Consider the following 16,800-nt stretch of genomic DNA (forward strand, 5'->3'; position numbering starts at 1 on the left):
GAGTCATTTGAACTTTGATATAAAAGCAATACTGGCGAAAGAATCTATAATAACAGCCTTTCAGCCCATAGTGAGCCTCAAGAGAAAAAAGATAGTCGGCCTTGAAGCTCTCACCAGAGGCTACGACACCGCAAATGACACCATGATCGCCCCGAATCTTCTTTTCGAAGCGGCGGATGAAGCGGATGCAACCATCGAACTGGACAGGCTCTGCCGCAGAACCGCCATAAAAAACTTCAGAAAAATAAAGAATTTTAAAGATATGGTGCTGTTCGTAAACCTCAACACTGCTGTTCTTAATCAGGACGGAGAACTCCAGATGCGCACCAAGCAGTACGCTGATCAGGAGGGTGTTTCCTACTGCAACATAGCAATGGAGATCGTTGAGTCTGCTGTGGAGAATAACAGCAAGCTTATTGAAGTGATAGAGAAATACCGTGAACTCGGTTTCTTTGTCGCTTTGGATGACTTCGGCGCGCTGCACTCAAACCTCAACAGGCTGGTGATCACCAAACCTGACATAATAAAAATAGACCGCTGCCTTGTAAACAACGTCAGCAAGAGCTATTACCAGCGCTCAATCATAAAATCGATCATAGAGCTCGCCAAAACAATCGGTTCCCTAACCCTTGCGGAAGGTCTGGAGGAGGAAGAGGACATATTCACCTGCTATGAAATGGGGATAGACCTCTATCAGGGTTTCTATTTCGCAAGACCCGGCGCATTTGATGAAATAGCAGTGGAAAACTGCATCAACCGGATACTTACCTGCGCTGATAAAATTAAAAGAAACATAGAAACATCCATTCATGAAAATAAAGAAAAGCATAAGGAAAACCAGAAGATTATCGAAGAGGTTGAACGGAGGCTGAACAAGCTTGCCATAAAAGACTTCTTTCAGGAGTTTCAGGAAACGGCAAACGAAAACGACTCTGTTCAGTGCATTTACCTGCTCGATTCAAACGGTACGCAGATAGGCCCCACCATCTGCGGCTGCGGTAAGAAGTCACTCAAACAAAACCACTTTTTCAGGCCGGCCGAGGAACTGGACGATCATTCGTTAAAGGACTACTATTATTATATAAGCCATCTCGGACTGGAGAGATTCTACACTAACCCGTATATATCCCTCGCCTCAGGGCAGCTTTGCCGCACGGCATCCTTTCTCACAAATGCGGGAGCAAAAAACTATATAGTCTGCATAGATTTCATAGAGCAGAAGCTGCACGCCGAAACCTAAAGAACAGGCCCCAGTGTCCGGCATACACCCTCAAAAACACGCACAGAAAACGGACGGTTCCTCACAGCTTTAAGCTCGACCTCTTCGGAATGGCAGAGATAATAGCGGACAAGCCTGTCCACATCCTCAGCAAAGGCTCCGGAATAAGCCACTATGTTAAGCTCAAAATTTATCTTAAAGCTCCTGCCGTCCATGTTGGCGGAACCTGTGATAACAAAATAATCATCAATAACAACAATCTTCGCATGGAGCATTATGCCCTTGGTTTCGTAAATCCTCACTCCGTTCTCGATAAGCTCCTCGTAATACGAGCGCCCCGCGGCAGCGGCAAGGGGCTGGTTGTTCCTGCCGGGGAGAATTACGGTTACATCTATCCCCTGTCTGCTGATATTCTTAAGAGTCTCTATAACAGGCTGATCGGGTACAAGGTAAGGAGTGACAATCACAACGGACTTTTTCGCCCTGTTCAGGGTGCTGAAAAGGGTGCTGTATATCAGCGGGCGAGGCATATGGGGACCGGAGGGCACAACCTGAACCGTGGTATCGCCGCCGCGCTCCACCTGAGCGCTTTTTATAAGCTCCTCTATGCTTTCCCCTGTGGCAAAAAGCCAGTCCTCGGCAAAAACTTCCTCCACCGGGTAAACCGCATCTCCGCCGAAGGAAAGGTGAGCGTCAAACCATTTCCTGTTGCCGAAAAACCCGCCCATGTATTCTCTGCCTATGTTCATGCCGCCTGTGTAGCACACTCTGCCGTCCACTATTGCTATTTTGCGGTGATTACGGAAGTTCATGCGTGAAACTGTTTTAAACCCTAACGGCGGATGGAAAACGGCTATGTTCACCTTGCTTTTCTTGAGTCTCCGGTAAGTGCTGCTTAATGTGAAGCCGAAAGAGCCGAAGCCGTCCACCAGAAGGTAGACCTTCACACCTCTTTCAGCGGTGTCTATGAGCAGATCTGCAAAGAACTGCCCCGCAAAGTCGTTCCTGAAAACGTAATACTCCATGAGCACATACTTCTCAGCCGAGCTTATGTCCTCGCCGAGGAGCGAATATTTCTCCCCTCCGCCTATTATAAGTTTCAGATTGCTGCACATATGCGGCGCAACCCCGGTTATCTTCTCCACAAGTGCGCCCAGACCGCTCTTATCGAACTCTTCATCATGCTTAACGTATTTTTTGAGGGCTATGGACTGGTATGACTTAAACTTCTTCTCAAGCATGCGCTTAAGTCTCGGATTACCGAGAAGTATGTACATCACTGCGCCTATGAACGGAAACAGAACAACCACCATAAGCCATGAGAAGTTCGCCCTCGCCTCCCTCCGGCCGGAGAGAATAACAAGGACAAGTATAAGCGATATAACTTCCCCCAGATGCTGAAAAAACAGATCCAAATAAGCGGTCATCTCCCGAATAAAACTCCCTGACGCAGTCCCTTTTCACGCATTACGCTTTTGAGAAGATTAATAAACTCATTCTTGGAGATTCCCCACCGGGGCGCAATAAGCGTTTCCCCTGCGGCATCACCCATAAGACGCGCAATGACAGTTTCCTCCGGCAGAAGCGCAATGCACTCCGCCAGAACATCCGCATATTCACGCACGTCCATAACCTTGATTTTACTCTGATTATAAATATTTTCAAGCTCCGTATCCTTCACTACGTGAAGATGATGGAACTTCACGGAATAAACCCCGCAGGCAGCGGCAAAACGCACGGTTTCCAGCATATCTTCACGGGTGTCGTTCGGCAGACCGAGGATAATATGAGCGCAGGACTTTATTCCCCGCACAGAGGTTTTCCGCACTGCTTCCGCGAAATCCTCCGCTGTGTGGCCGCGGTTTATTATACGCAGGGTTTCAGGGTTTGAGGATTGCAGCCCGTACTCCACAACCACCTCATAGCGCTTGTTTAACTCCGCCAGATAGTCAAGCTTTTCATCATCCACCGTGTCCGGGCGTGTGCCTATATGGACAGACACTATGCCGTCATCAACGAGGGCACTTTCCATTTTAGCTTCTATCTCATCAAGAGTGCCGTAAGTGTTTGAGTATGACTGAAAATATATGATATACGCATTGATATTCTTCTGTTTCAGAGCCTCAATGCGCCTCTTCACCTGCTCCGTTATTTCGCCTGCTGACGCACCGGAGAATGACTCATTATTGCAGTAAATACACCCTGAATGCCCCTTGGTTCCGTCCCTGTTGGGGCATGTGAAGCCCGCATCCACAGGCACTTTCCACACCTTTTGCCCGAACCGGCGGCGGAGATAGGTATTCAGATCGAGGTACAGGTTGTCGGTCATCATGGCAGGTATAATAGATTCAGGCTTTCAGGAAAGAAAGATAATTCGGCACAGCAATCCAAACAGTTTGCAAAAGAATGCTGAAATTATATAATAGTAGCATGAAACATGAAAAACTTGACCGCCGCAGTCTGGAGCTTCATTACCTGATTGCGGATAAAATCAGAAAAGAGCCCTGCCTCATCGAAGAAGCAAAAGCAACTATTGAAAAATGGCTCAATACTGTTTCGCCGCATTCAAAACCTTACCTTGTGGAATGGAAAAAGATTTTAAACAGCAGTACTGAACAGTGTCTCGCCTTTATGACGGAAAATTCAGAGCATGCTGATTCTCTCCGCCAATCATCACCCTTCGCTGGGATTCTGACAAATAAAGAACGCTTTGAGTTTCTGAACAAATGGAGAAGCAGCAATGAGGAGGCATGAACTTGAACACCTGCTCAGAGCAGCGGGAGCAGTAACTGATCAGAAAAAAATAATTGTTATAGGCAGCCAGTCAGTACTCGGCTCTGTCCCGGATGCTCCTGATGAACTGCTGATGTCCATGGAGGCAGACATGTACCCGGCAGAAAAGCCGGAGCTCGCTGATATTATAGACGGTTCAATAGGGGAACTTTCCCCTTTTGAAAAAACCTTCGGATATTATGCGCAGGGGGTCGGCCCGGAAACTGCAATTCTGCCCGCAGGCTGGGACGTACGCACAGTTGAAATACACAACAGAAACACAGATGGTGTGACAGGTATGTGTCTTGAACCGCATGATCTCGCAGCATCAAAACTGGCTGTCGGCAGGGAGAAAGATTCAGTCTTTGTCAGAGCAATGCTGAAACATCAAATAATCAGCATGAACAAACTTCATGACCGCATAAGCCTTCTGCCCGTGGACGAGGAAAGAAAGGTATACCTGAAAAAAATTGCAGAATCTTTGACAAAATAACCCCTCGGTCTATTTACATTACAGCATATTTCCCTTCTTGTATTTGTTGCTATAATATCTTACATTAACTCAAAATGTACCCGGAGCGCAAAAATGGCTTTAAAACCCGAACTTATAGAAGTGCTTGCATGCCCCAAATGCAAAACAGGCGTGAGAGTTTCAAAAAACGGCAAAGCGATAGTCTGTGACACATGCCGCCTTATTTACGAGATAAAAGACGACATCCCTGTAATGCTTATTGACGAAGCAAAACAGGTCGAGAACACGGAAGAGTATTAATCATGGAAATTCTCAGTTCCTCCTCCATGGCCGAGGCGGACAGGCTGACCATTCAGGAAACGGGGATTCCTTCCGCCGTGCTGATGGAAAATGCCGCCGCAGGCGTTTTTGACTATATAAGCTCACTTGAGATCCCCAAGGACAGAATAGCTATCGCAGCAGGTTCCGGCAATAACGGCGGAGACGGTTTCGCCCTCGCCCGCCGTCTGGCAAACGCAGGCTGCATTGTGGATGTATTTGTCTGTCAGCCTGAAAAGCTCAAAGGCGATGCAAAGCTGAACTACGATATTCTGCTGAAATTTCCGGTAAGCATTATAGAGCTTGATGACGAGGCTCCGCTGTTTGATTCATACGACATAACAGTGGACGCTCTCTTCGGAACAGGGTTTAAGGGTGAGATAACAGGCTTTTACGCCGCGCTTATCGAATCAGTGAACGAAACATCAAACTTCGTTATCTCCATAGACATACCCAGCGGACTTTCCGGCAGTTCCCATAATGTAAGTGGCATATGCGTTGACGCTGATGCCACAGTGACATTCTGCCGCCCGAAAATTCCCCACTGCATGTACCCCGCCAAAAAATTCTGCGGCGAAGTGGCAGTGGTGGACATATCCATACCGGACTTCAATGTTGAGGCAGTTTCTGAAGGGCTTTACCTCGTTACGGAAGATCTCCTTCCGAGGCTTGCAAAAAGAGAGCCCGATTCCCACAAGGGAACATACGGACACGCGGTAATCGCCGGAGGCTCAGCGGGAAAAACCGGAGCAGCCGTTATGGCCTCAATATCCTGCTCCGCTGCGGGCGCAGGGCTTGTAACCTGCATGATACCAACCAGCCTTAACTATACGGCGGAACTGGGCGCACTTGAGATAATGAGCTTTCCGGTCGGTATAGAAGACCATTTCAAAGCCGAAGGCGCAGAGGAAGCGGTGGATTTCCTTGAAGGGAAAAGCGCTCTGGGTATAGGCCCCGGAATCGGCAGAAAGGAAGAGACCGGAACATTCATCCGTGAAATACTGTCCAAAAGCACAGTTACCGCCATTGTTGACGCTGACGGTCTGTACCACCTTGACAAAGAAACTCTGGAAACGCTGCGCGGACGTGCAGTGCTTACCCCTCATATAGGTGAATTTGCCCGTATGACAGGGCTCTCAGCAGATGAGGTTCAGGCAGACAGGCTGAATTTAGCCCGCACATTTGCCGCACAGTACGGCGTGGTGCTTGTGCTGAAAAGCGCCGATACAATAACAGCAACTCCCGAAGGCATAACCTTCATAAATACAAGCGGTTCCCCCGCACTCGCCAAAGGCGGCAGCGGCGACTGTCTCACAGGGCTTATAACAGGATTCATCTCACAGGGGTACGAACCAGCTGAGGCGGCTGTCCTCGGCTGTTACATCCTCGGTGCGGCGTCACGCAGAGCAGCAGAAGGCAAAAGCGAAAGAAGCGTGATGACCACTGACGTGATAAGCCGGATCGGAGCGGTGATAAGTGAACTTGAAGATTAACACATCATCACCGGAGGAAACCGCCAAAGCGGCAAAAAGCCTTATAAACGAGCTCACAGGAAAGACAGTTCTCCTCAACGGAAATCTGGGCGCAGGCAAGACAACTTTTGTGAAGGCCTTCGCCAAAGAGTCCGGTTGCAGGGAGGAGGGCTCCAGCCCCACCTTTACCCTGATGCAGAGATACAGGGGCGAAACGGACATTCTCCACTTTGACCTCTACAGGCTGAACCACTTTGAAGAGCTTGAGACAATCGGTTTTTTCGAAACCATGGAGGAAAAAGCCACCAAGTTCATAGAGTGGGCGGAAAAGTTCAGGCTTCAAGACGAGCTTGAAAGTTTTGTAATAATTGATATAAAAAATCTCGGCGGCGATGAAAGAGAGCTGCACATAAAGGAATAGATATGATACCCAAATACTGCCCCTACTGCGGGGATCAGAAGCTTGAAGAGCTTGAACCGACAGAAGTCGCCATAGACAATATGATATGGACTATATATCATTACGAATGCCAGTTCTGCGGCGAACTTTTCGACCGTATAATACCCGAAGGCGAGCTTGAGTGGGACAATATATCCCCGGACGATCTCGACTCCCTCATAGATGATGACGATAAACCCAAAGGGTATCCGCATTAACAACAGACCGAACCTCTCAGAAGAGGATGTAAACAAAATTCTCATTGTTAAAAACGGGCTGGAGGATCTCAACCTGATAATTCAGGAGATTGAGCACACCTACCAGATACTGGGCAGTGAAGAAATAACCGAGAACGAAAGAGAACTGAACAAAAGAAGGCTTAAGGCGCTGGAAAAACTCATGGCAGATATAAACGCCAGAGTGAACACGGCGATAGACAAAGAGATAGACAAATCAAAATTTTCTTAAATATACGGAGCAGAGAATAATGCCGAAAGAAATACCGACGCGAATCGACCCGAAGGAATTTGAAGCAGACATCTACGCGGAATGGATAAGGGACAACAGGTTCCATGCCGATGAAAATTCGGAAAAACCCGCTTACTCTATAGTAATACCCCCTCCCAACGTCACCGGCTCGCTTCACATGGGGCACGCGCTGAATAATACTTTGCAGGATATTCTCATACGCTATCACCGTCTTGCGGGGTTTGAGGCTCTCTGGATGCCCGGAACGGATCACGCAGGGATAGCAACGCAGAACGTGGTGGAAAAACAGCTTGCCGCGGAAGGAACAGACAGACACGCCCTCGGACGTGATGCCTTCATAGACAGGGTATGGAAATGGCGCACTGAATCCGGCGGAACGATAATAAACCAGCTTAAACGCCTCGGCTGTTCCTGCGACTGGGAGCGTGAACGCTTCACAATGGACGAAGGCCTCAGCGCCGCTGTCCGCAAGGTGTTTGTAACACTTTACAAGGAAGAGCTTATCTACCGCTCCGACTATATAGTAAACTGGTGTCCCAGATGCCACACAGCCCTCAGCGACCTTGAGGTTGAGCACGAGGACACGGAAGGCGGATTCTACCAGCTTCTTTACCCCGTAAAAGACAGCGATATAAAACTCACAGTAGCCACAACCAGACCGGAAACAATGCTGGGCGATACCGCCGTTGCAGTTCATCCGGAGGATGAGAGATACAAACACCTCATAGGCAAAACAGTTATCCTGCCCCTTATGAACCGCGAGATCCCCATAATCGGCGATGAATATGTTGATATGGAGATGGGGACAGGCTGCCTGAAAGTCACCCCCGCTCACGATCCCAACGACTTTGAAATAGGCAGAAGGCATAACCTGCCCGCTGTCAAGGTGATGGACGAAAGCGGCAAAATAAACGCCAACGGCGGACAGTTCGCAGGGTTGGACAGGTTTGTCGCCAGAAAACAGGTCATCGAAGAGCTTGAGAAGCTCGGTCTCTTTGTAAAAAAAGATGCGCACATGCACAGTGTAGGCCATTGCCAGAGATGCACAACGATTGTTGAACCCACAATATCAAAGCAGTGGTTCGTGAAGATAAAGCCTCTGGCGGAAAAAGCGATAGAAGGCGTTGAAACGGGAGACATCAAAATATACCCCGAATCATGGAAAAACACATATTACGAATGGATGTACAACATCCGTGACTGGTGCATCAGCCGTCAGATATGGTGGGGACACAGAATCCCCGCATGGTACTGCGCAGGCTGCGGCGAAGTCATAGTGGAAACAGAAGACCCCGATACATGCCCGAAATGCGGCAGCGCAAGCCTCACACAGGACCCCGATGTTCTGGACACATGGTTCTCTTCCGCCCTCTGGCCTTTTTCCACAATGGGCTGGCCGGAAAAAACCAAAACTCTGGAAAAATTCTACCCCACATCCTGCCTTGTCACAGGGTTTGACATCCTTTTCTTCTGGGTGGCAAGGATGATAATGGACGGGTATAAGTTCATGGATGAAAAGCCTTTTAAAGAGGTTTATCTCCATGCCCTCGTGCGTGATCAGCATGGGCAGAAAATGAGCAAATCAAAGGGGAACGTAATAGACCCCCTTGTGATGATAGATAAATTCGGTGCGGATTCCTTCCGGTTCACTCTGGCCGCTTTTGCCGCTCAGGGGCGCGACATAAAAATGTCCGAAGAACGCATAGACGGCTACAGAAACTTTGTGAACAAGATATGGAACGCCTCAAGGTTCATAATGATGAACTTTGACGAAGGCTCCCCCCTGCCCCCTGCGGACAGGCTGAAAATTGAGGATAAATGGATTCTCATGAACCTTCGCAAAACAGCGGAGCAGACAGCCGAAGCCATCAAAAAATATGACTTCAACGAAGGCGCGCTGAGCATATACAGCTTCTTCTGGCATAAGTTCTGTGACTGGTACATAGAGTTCATCAAACCCAGAATCTACAATGAGGAAACCAAGGCAGACGCAATGGCAGTGGCGGCTTATGTTCTGGAAAAATCGCTGATTATCCTTCATCCGTTTATGCCTTTCGTGACTGAGTATATCTACAAAATGCTCACAAACAAAACCTCCATAATGGCTGAGACCTACCCTGAGTCTGACTTTGCATGGCAGAAGGAGATGGAGGAGACGGACGCTGTTATTGAGCTCGTCAGCCTTATCAGAAACGTGCGTGGCGAATACAATGTTTCCATGTCCAAGCAGCTTAAAGCATGGGTCAAAACAGACAGTGCCAAGACAAAAGAACTCTTCACCCACGCCAAAGACAGGGTAATCAACCTCGCAAGGCTTGAAAGCATGGACTTCACCGATGCTGAGCCCGCAGATTCAGTGGCGAACATCGCAGGCAGTTTCACAGTATTTGTACCTCTTCAGGGTCTTATTGACGTTGAAGCAGAGATTAAAAAACTTGAAAAAGAGCAGAAAACGGTGGAAAAAGACCTCAGCGTGTACGGCGGCAAGCTGAAAAACGAGAAATATCTCGCTAATGCCGCACCTGAAATCATTGAGAAAGACAAAAAGAAATTTGAAGAGGCAACTGCACTCGCCACCAAGATAGAAGAAAACCTCAGGAGACTGAAAAGCCAATGCTGATAAACGGATATACCAGAAGGCTCATACAGCTTGCCCTCGATGAGGACATAGGCACGGGCGACCTTACCGCCGGAGCGTTTGAGTCCTTCAAATCTCAGGCTACTTTCAACTTTATCGCAAAGGAAAACTGCATAATCTGCGGAACCAAAGTTGCGCAGGAAGTTTACTTCATGCTTGATCACGAGGTTAAGGTGGAATTCTCGGTTAATGACGGCGACCGCATCACCGAGCGCCGCATAATCGGTCAGGTAACAGGCCCTGCAAGCTCTATCCTCACCGGTGAAAGAACCTCGCTTAACTTCCTCCAGAGGCTCTCAGGCGTTGCCACCAACACAGCAAAATATGTGGAAGCTCTCGGCGACTCAAATATAAAAATACTCGACACGCGCAAAACCACCCCCGGCTGGCGCAGGATAGAGAAATACGCAGTCAAGACAGGCGGCGGCTGGAACCACAGGATAGGTCTATTTGACGGCGTTATGCTGAAGGATAACCATGTGGATGCAGCGGGCAGCATAACAGGCGCTGTTAAAAACGTCCGCAGGTTCATTCCCACCACAGTCAAAGTGGAGGTTGAAACCCGCAACCTGAAAGAGGTTGAGGAAGCTGTGCAGGCCGGAGCGGATATAATCATGCTTGATAATTTCGACATCCCAACCATCGAAGAGGCTGTTAAAATAATTGATAAAAGAGCAAAGGTTGAGGTTTCCGGCGGGGTGACTCTGGAGTTTCTCAGGCTGCTCAGAAACGTGGATGTGGACTATGTTTCCATAGGCGCGCTCACCCATCAGGCCACAGGGGTGGACATCAGTCTTAAAATGCGGGGTTAGTATTGAAAAAGGTTCGCTTTTTCGACGGCAAAAGCATTCTGGTTTTCGGCATAATTGCCCTTGCCTTCTACACTCTGTGGCAGAGCAGGTTCAATGAGGCTCTGCCGGAAGGCTACAAGGCGGAAAAGCTTGAGTTCCGCACCCTTGACGGACAAAACTTCACAACTGATCAGATAGGCATGCCTGTCATGCTTATCTTCTTCAATACAAAAACATTTTTCACCAGCAACATATATCCCAACCTCATTCTGAAAGCGATGCCAGAGCTTAAGCAGATTGAAAAAGCGGGATATGTGAAAATCATTGTCGTCACTGATACTGAACAAACGCCCGAATCAGTTAAGAAACTACTCGGACGAAATAAGTATAAAATCCTTGAAAATAGCATCTATTTGAGTAATACTGAACTATTGTCAGGCTACTTCGGTGTACGGAGCTGGCCTCATTTTTTTCTTATGGATAGAGACAACACAATACTTTATCAGGATAAAGTCCCTTCTGTAGACAAGGTTATCCGCATACTTAAAGGAGTATAAATGCAGGACTTTTTTAACTTTCAGGATATTAAGGAAGAATATGATGTGGTAATTCTCGGCGCGGGTCCTGCGGGTCTCACCGCCGCTATGTATGCCGCACGCGACAACCTCAGCACTCTCGTGCTTGAAAAGCAGTTTCCCGGCGGTCAGGTTGCCACAACTGAGTTTGTGGAAAACTATCCCGGCTTTCCTGAAGGGCTCATGGGGGCAGACTTAAGTGAAAAAATGTACGCCCATGCGGAGAAGTTCGGTGTTTTAATCCGCGCTGCGGAATGTCAGCATATTGAAGTTAAAGGCGATTACAAATACCTTACAATAAAGAACCTCTCCTTCCAGATAAAGGCAAAGGCGCTTATCCTCTGTCTCGGCGCACACTGGAAAAGGCTTGACGTACCCGGAGAAAACAGATTCTTCGGCCGCGGCGTTTCCTTCTGTGCGACCTGTGACGGTTCCTTCTACAAAGACAAGGAGATAGCTGTAATCGGCGGCGGCGACTCAGCCGTTGAGGAAGGGCTTTACCTCACTAAGTTTGCCAGCAAAGTAACAATCATCCACCGCAGGGACAAGCTGCGCGCTGCGAAAATATATCAGGACAGAGCGCTCAGGCACGAAAAAATGAACTTCATCTGGGACACGGTGGTAACAGGCGTTAACGGCGACCAGAAAGTAAGCTCAATCTCTCTCAGGAATGTTAAAACCGGCGAGGAATCAGAGCTTGAGGTAGCCGGAATCTTCGTTTTCATCGGTCAGACAGCGGATACCGAGCTTGTGAAGGACTTAATCAAGCTTGATGAAAGCGGGTTCATAGTTGCTGATGAAACCACGGAAACCAATATACCCGGAATTTTCGCCGCAGGCGATGTGCGCTGGAAACCGCTGAGACAGATAACAACAGCCGTTGCCGACGGCTCAGTGGCTGCCAAAGCGGCCGGAAAATACATCGGCGAAGTTTTTGAATCATAATATACGGAGTTTTCACATGAAAAAGGCACTTCTCGTTTTCTTTGCTGTTTTACTTGTTGCAAATCTGTCCTACGCTCAGACAAAGGTCAGCAGAATAATGATGACATCAGGCATAGAAAACAAAGAGCCTGTGGACAATGTAAGCGCGGTTAACGGTGAAATGCAGGATATTTACTGCTTCACCGAAATCCAGACAGACGAATACCCCACCGAAATTACCCATATCTGGATATATCAGAAGGATATAGAGGCTGAGGTTAAGCTTTTCGTGGGTTCGCCCAAATGGAGAACATTCAGTTCCAAAACCATAACCCCGGAAAAAGCAGGCGAGTGGAAGGTGGAAATATACGCTCAGAGCGGTCAGCTCATAGACTCCGTGGATTTCAGAGTTAATGAATAATCCCCCCCTTCTCAGTTTTGTGCCCACTCCGGTGGGCAATCTGGGAGATATAACCCTGAGGGCAGTTCAGACACTCCGTTCAGCGGATATTGTTTTCGCCGAGGACACAAGGACAGCCCTCAAGCTCCTCAGCCATCTGGAAATCAAAGTCAGGGTCGAATCATTCCACAAGGATAACGAAAAGAAGACGATAAGCCGCGTTATGGAACTGCTGAATGAAGGCAGGAAAATAGCCGTTATCAGCGAGGCGGGCTCACCCTGCATATCCGATCCGGGAATGTATTTGTCCGCTGCGCTGCGCGAGGCAGACATACCTTTTGAAGCCCTGCCGGGAGCCACAGCCTTTGTACCCGCTCTCACACTCTCAGGGTTTGACACATCCGATTTCTATTTCCGCGGGTTTCTACCGCATAAGCTTTCCGAAAAGAAGAGCGAAATAGAAAAGCTCAGAAAAATCAACAGTCTCATAGTGTTATATGAATCACCGCACAGAGTGGCAGAAACCCTTAGGCTTCTCATTGAAAACTTCCCTCTCCCCGTATCCCTCAGCAGGGAGATAACAAAACTCCACGAAGAAACACTTAAGATACGCTCTGAGGAGGACATAAATGCCCTCACTCTCAAAGGAGAGTTTGTTCTGGTGGTGAACAACAGGCAGGAAGAACAGGAAGAAGAGAAAGAGGATTTCAGGGAACTGGCGGAAAACCTGATCCAAGAAGGGCTCTCCGCCAAGGACTGCCTGACTGTGCTGAAGGCTCTGGGCGTTAAGAGAAACGCCGCCTACTCAGCTATTAACGAAATTATAAACCGCTGAACCCACAAGAAAAATATTCAATACTCCGAGCAGGACAATGAAAGTTATCTGCTTTTTCCTGATAAGTTTATTATCAAGCTTGGCTATATTTCCCTGAAGCGGTGCATCCACCTTGGACTTAACATAATCCGCAAATTCCGCAAAATTTTTAAAGTAGGATGAAACAAACACAAATCTTTCAGCATCCGAGAGAATCATGATGGCGCGCATTTTCAGCAGTATCACCCCTATCTCCTCCAGCGCATTCAGCTTTATGGACTTTCTGCCGTACACAGTGTACAGGCGCACCTCGTCCCCTTCGACCTCAAGCCTTCTGAAATAAAGGGACACAAAGTTAAATAAGGTAAAGCCGACCACAATGGCAACGATAACCCACTTTACCCCGTTCATGCCCGTAAATGCGTGTGAAACAGAAAAAATTACTGATGAAACTATAAGAAGAAAAGAAAGCGCCACAGCGGTCGTTCCGACTCTATAAACCGTCAATTTCAAGCTCCAGCGGGAGTTTCAGCAGGAAGTTACCGCTCTTGGTTTCCAGCTCTCCCATTTCGTTGTAAACCATGCGGATGTTATCACTTTTCAGCGCAACCATCAACCTTATAGCCGCACCTCTGAAATCATCCGGATATTTTGCCATATAGGTGTTAACCTGATCCATCAGCCTCTGGTTATGGTAATTAAGCAGATAGTACAACATTTTGTAGTAATCGAAATACCTGTCCTTATACCCAAGGTTTTCAAGGGCGGAGAAGGATGCCTCGGCGTTCACAAAATCCTCAAGCCAGATGAAATAGTAAAGAGAAGCCTTGTAGAGCTCCGGGTATCTGAAATCCAGATTGTTCAGTCTTTGCAGATAATAAAGCGCCCTTCTGCTGTCCCCCATGTAAACCTGATAATAGAAAAGCTCTTTGAGAATCACATTGTCATTCAGGTAGTCATCGCCGTTTACGCCGCTAAGCTGTTTGGTTTTCTTTACCTGCATATAGGCGCGCATAAACTTGTAGAACCTGTCTGTTATAAGATCCGGATTCTGAACAGGCTGTTTGTTTTCAAGGAGGGCAAGAAGATCCCTCAGACCTGTTCCCCGGAAAATTTTATCGCTTTTCAGCGTCTCAAGTCTTTCAAAGCCCTGCCCGCTGAGATATTCCGAAAGTGTCAGAAGAGCTCTGAGGAAGCCGTCATCCGGTTTTTTCTTGCCCAGATCGTTTATTACGCTGCTGTAGTCACCTACCCCCATATCAGCCAGATATTTTGTATAGTAGATGATATTAGGCACTTTTTCTCTGTCGTCCTTAACATCCTCAGCCCTGTCCCGCACAAGGTTGTATTCCTGGTAGGCTCCGTTTTCGTCCCCTTTGAGCTTGAGGCATACCGCTTTCGCCAGATACGCAGGAAAGTTGTACCTGTTCTGGATTACGGAGTTGTCAAAGAATTTCTCAGCCAGATCAGCCCTGCCCATGGCGAGGTTCACAAGCCCCATGTTGTAAAGGGTGTAAGGGTTATTGCCCAGAAGGGTGTTAGCCTGCGTGAATTCCCGCAGGGCATCCTGATAAGCATAGGCAAGGAAAAGCGTGACCCCTTTGTTGTTGTGGGCTATGCCTTCGGAAAAGCGTACGGATTTCTGGAGCTCTTCAAGGGCAAGTATTCTGTCATTCTGCTGGAGCAGCTTATAGCCGAGAGCGACAAAGTTCAGCATCTCATCAGGCTCTATCAGGAGCGGGTAAAGAACGGTGGAGAGTATGTCCTCAAAATCGCCGTTAAACCTGTAGGAAAAGTTCATGTCATCAAGCACAGGCTCAAGATGGATCGCTATCTCAGGATGCCTGCTTATCCTTAAATCTCTGGTGAGAGCGTCATTAAAATGAACCTTAAGCTCTGTAAGCTTCTTGGTGTTCCAGAGGTTTACTGTTTTGTACCAGAAATACTCCGGCTTGAAGTCATCTATGAGATCCGCAACCTTAAGCGCGTCATTGTAGTTGCGGTATTTCATCATTATATATGCACGGTAAACGTAGTAGTCATTATCCGTTCCGGGCGGAACCAGATCCAGAAGTTTCTGAGCTGGAAGCATGCTCCCTGCGTAGATATGATACATTGCTCCGGCAAGATTGACATAAGGGGATGCAGGGCGTGAGAAAACCAGTCTGCGGACTTCGTTCCCTTTATTCTCATAAATTAGGGAGTGCTTGGCGTACATATACATCAGCGCGTCATCATTAACCGCCCTGAAACCTGCCATTATCAGTTCTCCGGCCTGCCTGTACTCGCCGAGAGCCAGAAGAATGTTGTAATCTGTTATGTAGTATGCGGTTTCAGAAGGGTATTCGGTCAGAAGCCCGGTCATAACGGCGTGAGCTTCATTGAGCGCACCGCTCTTAAACAGGGCTGTGGCGTATCTGTGCCTGTAGTCCCTGTCATTGTTCATATCGGTGAGTTTTTTCAGTGCCGCCGCTTCCTCAGTGTAGCTTTTCAGCACATTGTAGTTTCTGGCAAGAAGCTCATAAACCTCTTCTGTTTCAGAGAACTTTTCAGCCAAAAGGAGATTGGCCACGGAAGCATGATAATTGCCAGTACGGAAATATGCAGTGGCAAGATTGAAATAGTCGGTGTAGCTTTTGTACTCCAGACCCTCTATTATTTTGATACCGCTGTCAAACTCGCCTATACTCAGCAGAAAATAGGCATAGTTTGACTTAACGAACCTCGATTTTCCGTCTTTTCTGAGAGCTTCCTCATAAAGCACCGTGGCGCGGGCGGTTTCTCCTTTGCGGAGATAGATGTTCGCCATATTAACAAGCAGCTTGCCGGATGCTCTGTCTTTCAGGAGCTCTGCCATGTAAAGCTCCGCTTCATCAAGTTTTCCGGTCTGGAGAAGTACCACAGCAAGGTTTATATAACCTTCGCTGAACTTGGGGTCCTCCTCAACTGACTTGCGGAAATATTCCTCACTTTTATCAATATCGCCAAGCAGATAGTAACTTACACCCATATTATAGAACGCAACGGAACGGTTCATCTTAAGGCCTTCCTCATACTTGGCTATGGCCTGTTCGAAGTTCCCCTGCAAAAAGAGATTGTTCCCTTCCTCTATACCCTTATCCTGCTCGGCTATGGCAACGCCGGAGATAGGCTGACCGTCTGTGAAGTTATCTTCAATCAGCTTTATCCTCTCCTCCTCGGAGCAGGAAACAAGAGCAAGAACAAGGAAAAGAAAAAATCCCGCAAGATACGGACTGTAAAGCTTCAGCACTGCTCTGGCTGCACTTATATTCATTTCCTTCAATCGTACTGCGCATAAACAAACTTATGGCGCTGTCATTAAAATCGTCCGCTTTTTTTAAATATTAATTATTTTTTGGAAAATCAGATTTTTCATAACCTGATCCGCTTTTTTATTTTATGCAAGAACAAAATCAGAGCTGGCAGCCCTTTTTTTATTTTTTTGACAGATTTTCA

General features: G+C 47.7%; 18 protein-coding genes. 14 read left to right on the top strand and 4 right to left on the bottom strand.

Annotated elements, in window-relative coordinates; genetic code table 11:
* Positions 1-7: 7 nt before the first annotated feature.
* The gene (locus tag OSQ85_RS04600; protein ID WP_265821624.1) at positions 8-1,240 is read left to right on the top strand and encodes an EAL domain-containing protein; all 1,233 of its coding nucleotides are present in this window, start codon (positions 8-10) and stop codon (positions 1,238-1,240) included.
* Here OSQ85_RS04600 and cls read toward each other — a convergent pair.
* Positions 1,237-2,634, bottom strand: coding sequence for a cardiolipin synthase (gene cls, locus OSQ85_RS04605; protein ID WP_265821625.1), 1,398 nt, complete (start codon positions 2,632-2,634; stop codon positions 1,237-1,239). The two genes, OSQ85_RS04600 and cls, sit on opposite strands and share 4 nt — an antisense overlap.
* Positions 2,635-2,642: 8 nt before the next feature.
* Positions 2,643-3,551, bottom strand: coding sequence for a TIGR01212 family radical SAM protein (locus OSQ85_RS04610; RefSeq protein ID WP_265821626.1), 909 nt, complete (start codon positions 3,549-3,551; stop codon positions 2,643-2,645).
* Positions 3,552-3,649: 98 nt separating this feature from the next.
* Between OSQ85_RS04610 and OSQ85_RS04615 the strand changes: the two genes are divergently transcribed.
* The 13 genes from OSQ85_RS04615 (at position 3,650) to rsmI (ending at position 13,344) form a co-directional block, all read left to right on the top strand.
* Positions 3,650-3,973: a hypothetical protein gene (locus tag OSQ85_RS04615; RefSeq protein WP_265821628.1), complete on the top strand. Its 324-nt coding sequence runs from the start codon at positions 3,650-3,652 to the stop codon at positions 3,971-3,973.
* A complete protein-coding gene (locus tag OSQ85_RS04620) occupies positions 3,960-4,484 on the top strand; it encodes a DUF6036 family nucleotidyltransferase (RefSeq protein WP_265821630.1) in 525 nt (174 codons plus the stop codon). Before OSQ85_RS04615 ends, OSQ85_RS04620 begins: the two co-directional genes overlap by 14 nt.
* A 93-nt stretch (positions 4,485-4,577) precedes the next feature.
* Positions 4,578-4,763, top strand: a complete 186-nt coding sequence (locus tag OSQ85_RS04625; protein WP_265821632.1) for a Trm112 family protein — start codon at positions 4,578-4,580, stop codon at positions 4,761-4,763.
* Positions 4,764-4,765: 2 nt separating this feature from the next.
* Entirely contained in the window at positions 4,766-6,274 is a 1,509-nt protein-coding gene (locus tag OSQ85_RS04630; protein WP_265821633.1) for an NAD(P)H-hydrate dehydratase, read from the top strand.
* A complete protein-coding gene (tsaE, locus tag OSQ85_RS04635) occupies positions 6,258-6,674 on the top strand; it encodes a tRNA (adenosine(37)-N6)-threonylcarbamoyltransferase complex ATPase subunit type 1 TsaE (RefSeq protein ID WP_265821634.1) in 417 nt (138 codons plus the stop codon). Before OSQ85_RS04630 ends, tsaE begins: the two co-directional genes overlap by 17 nt.
* Positions 6,675-6,676: 2 nt before the next feature.
* Complete coding sequence (locus OSQ85_RS04640; RefSeq protein WP_265821635.1) at positions 6,677-6,910, top strand: hypothetical protein; 234 nt, start codon at positions 6,677-6,679, stop codon at positions 6,908-6,910.
* Entirely contained in the window at positions 6,876-7,160 is a 285-nt protein-coding gene (locus OSQ85_RS04645; RefSeq protein ID WP_265821636.1) for a hypothetical protein, read from the top strand. Before OSQ85_RS04640 ends, OSQ85_RS04645 begins: the two co-directional genes overlap by 35 nt.
* A 19-nt stretch (positions 7,161-7,179) precedes the next feature.
* Positions 7,180-9,801, top strand: a complete 2,622-nt coding sequence (locus tag OSQ85_RS04650) for a valine--tRNA ligase (protein ID WP_265821637.1) — start codon at positions 7,180-7,182, stop codon at positions 9,799-9,801.
* Complete coding sequence (nadC, locus tag OSQ85_RS04655) at positions 9,795-10,631, top strand: carboxylating nicotinate-nucleotide diphosphorylase (protein ID WP_265821638.1); 837 nt, start codon at positions 9,795-9,797, stop codon at positions 10,629-10,631. Before OSQ85_RS04650 ends, nadC begins: the two co-directional genes overlap by 7 nt.
* Positions 10,632-10,633: 2 nt before the next feature.
* The gene (locus OSQ85_RS04660) at positions 10,634-11,167 is read left to right on the top strand and encodes a TlpA family protein disulfide reductase (protein ID WP_265821639.1); all 534 of its coding nucleotides are present in this window, start codon (positions 10,634-10,636) and stop codon (positions 11,165-11,167) included.
* On the top strand, positions 11,168-12,130 hold the full coding sequence (gene trxB, locus OSQ85_RS04665) for a thioredoxin-disulfide reductase (RefSeq protein WP_265821640.1): 963 nt from the start codon (positions 11,168-11,170) through the stop codon (positions 12,128-12,130).
* A 16-nt stretch (positions 12,131-12,146) separates the two neighbouring features.
* Positions 12,147-12,530, top strand: a complete 384-nt coding sequence (locus tag OSQ85_RS04670) for a DUF2914 domain-containing protein (RefSeq protein ID WP_265821641.1) — start codon at positions 12,147-12,149, stop codon at positions 12,528-12,530.
* Positions 12,523-13,344, top strand: a complete 822-nt coding sequence (gene rsmI, locus OSQ85_RS04675; RefSeq protein ID WP_265821643.1) for a 16S rRNA (cytidine(1402)-2'-O)-methyltransferase — start codon at positions 12,523-12,525, stop codon at positions 13,342-13,344. Before OSQ85_RS04670 ends, rsmI begins: the two co-directional genes overlap by 8 nt.
* Here the strand turns inward: rsmI and OSQ85_RS04680 are convergent.
* Both OSQ85_RS04680 and OSQ85_RS04685 read right to left on the bottom strand, forming a co-directional pair.
* Positions 13,315-13,830 carry a hypothetical protein gene (locus tag OSQ85_RS04680; RefSeq protein ID WP_265821645.1) on the bottom strand — a complete coding sequence of 172 codons (516 nt, stop codon included), beginning with the start codon at positions 13,828-13,830 and terminating at the stop codon, positions 13,315-13,317. The genes rsmI and OSQ85_RS04680 overlap by 30 nt on opposite strands.
* Positions 13,817-16,618 carry a tetratricopeptide repeat protein gene (locus tag OSQ85_RS04685; protein ID WP_265821802.1) on the bottom strand — a complete coding sequence of 934 codons (2,802 nt, stop codon included), beginning with the start codon at positions 16,616-16,618 and terminating at the stop codon, positions 13,817-13,819. Before OSQ85_RS04685 ends, OSQ85_RS04680 begins: the two co-directional genes overlap by 14 nt.
* Positions 16,619-16,800 lie beyond the last annotated feature (182 nt).

It is taken from the genome of Geovibrio ferrireducens, assembly GCF_026226615.1.
Taxonomy (GTDB): Bacteria; Chrysiogenota; Deferribacteres; order Deferribacterales; family Geovibrionaceae; genus Geovibrio; species Geovibrio ferrireducens.